General features: G+C 67.9%; 1 protein-coding gene. It reads left to right on the forward strand.

What is annotated here, in order from left to right:
- Nucleotides 1-116 precede the first annotated feature (116 nt).
- Entirely contained in the window at nt 117-1,484 is a 1,368-nt protein-coding gene (locus tag NUV94_08190) for an IS1182 family transposase (GenBank protein MCR4392714.1), read from the forward strand.
- The last annotated feature ends 157 nt before the right edge of the window (nt 1,485-1,641 follow it).

Genomic DNA, 1,641 nt, shown 5'->3' on the forward strand with positions numbered 1-1,641 from the left:
CACGCGCCTCCCGGGGCGACGATGTGCTCGCGGTGGGGCTATACGGGTCCCTAGCAGCCCGTGTGAGAACCCGCTACCCTGAGCCAACACCTTAGGGAGAGTTGAGGGGGGGAGCGATGAAGAGGTTCAAGTTGTACGAGCCCGAGCAGGGGTACCTGTTGCCACCATCGCCCAGGGACTGGCTGCCTCCCGGGCATCTGGCGCACTTCATCGATCAGGTAGTGGACGAGCTCGACCTGGGGGCGATCTACGCTTCGTACACGGAAGATGGCGGTCAGCCCCCGTACCACCCGCGGATGATGGTCAAGGTGTGGCTGTACGGGTTTGCCCAGGGGATCCGCTCCTCCCGGAAGCTGGAACGGGCACTGTGGGAGGACGTGGGGTTCCGGATGCTTTCGGGCAACCAGCAGCCGGACCACTGGACGCTGTCGGAGTTCCGGCGGCGGCACCTCCAGGCCCTGGGGGATCTGTTCGTACAGACGGTCCACCTTGCGATGCGGGCGGGGCTGGTGAAGCTGGGGCAGGTGGCGATCGACGGGACGAAGGTCAAGGCCCACGCCTCCAAGCACGCCGCGATGAGCTACGGACGGATGGCCAAGGAAGAGGAGCGACTGCGCCAGGAGATCGAGCGGTACTTCCACGAGGCGGAGGCCACCGATCAGGAGGAAGACGAGCGTCGCGGAAGAGGCGGTTCCGAGGAGTTGCCCCACCACCTCCGGACAGCCCAGAGGCGGCTCCAGGCGATCCAAGAGGCCAAGCGCGCCCTGGAGGAGGAAGCGCAAGAGCGTGCGCGAGCCGAGCAGGAGGAGCGTCGGTGCCGGGCGGAGGGTCAAGGGAAGGCGTACCGACCGCGCAAGGACTCCCAGCAGGCCACGCCCAAGGCGCGGGCGCAGCGCAACTTCACCGATCCCGAGTCACGGATCATGGTGTCGGCCGACGAGGCGTTCATCCAGGGGTACAACGCCCAAGCGGCGGTGGACACGGAGAGCCAGATGGTCGTGGCCTGTGAGCTGACGAACGAGGCGGGGGATGTGAGGCAGATGGCCCCCCTGGTCCAGCAGGTGGAGAAGACGACGGGGCGCGTACCGGGAGAGGTGCTGGCCGACGCAGGCTACTGGAGCGAGAAGAACGTCCGGTTCTTGGCCCAGCGGGGGATCGAGGCATTGATCCCTCCGGACAAGGTGGGGCACCGGCAGTGGCGGGAGGCGAACCCTCTCCCACCACGCCCCTCGCCGGAGGCGTCGCTGAGGGAGAAGATGCGCTACGCGCTCAGGCTACCGGCGAACCGAGAGCGGTACCGGATGCGGGAGCAGACGGTAGAGCCGGTGTTCGGGCAGATCAAGGAAGGCAGGGGGCTGCGGCAGTTCCTCCTGCGAGGGCTTGCGAAGGTGCGGGCGCTGTGGAGGCTGGACTGCGCGGTGCACAACCTGCTCAAACTGTGGCGGGCTGGGGTCCCGTGGGAGCCGCGATGGGCGACCCCGTAGCAGGGGGGACGGCCGCAGGCACCCGGCGCCGTCCGACGCGGACAGTCACCCTCGATCCACGTCGCAAGTGAGGTCCAGAGTTGGTTGGTACCCACACGGGCTGCTAGCCCAAACGCCCGAGGACCTCGGCCGTGTGTTCCCCCAACCGGGGTGGGGG

It is taken from the genome of Candidatus Acetothermia bacterium (assembly GCA_024653305.1).
Classification (GTDB): Bacteria; Bipolaricaulota; Bipolaricaulia; order Bipolaricaulales; family Bipolaricaulaceae; genus JACIWI01.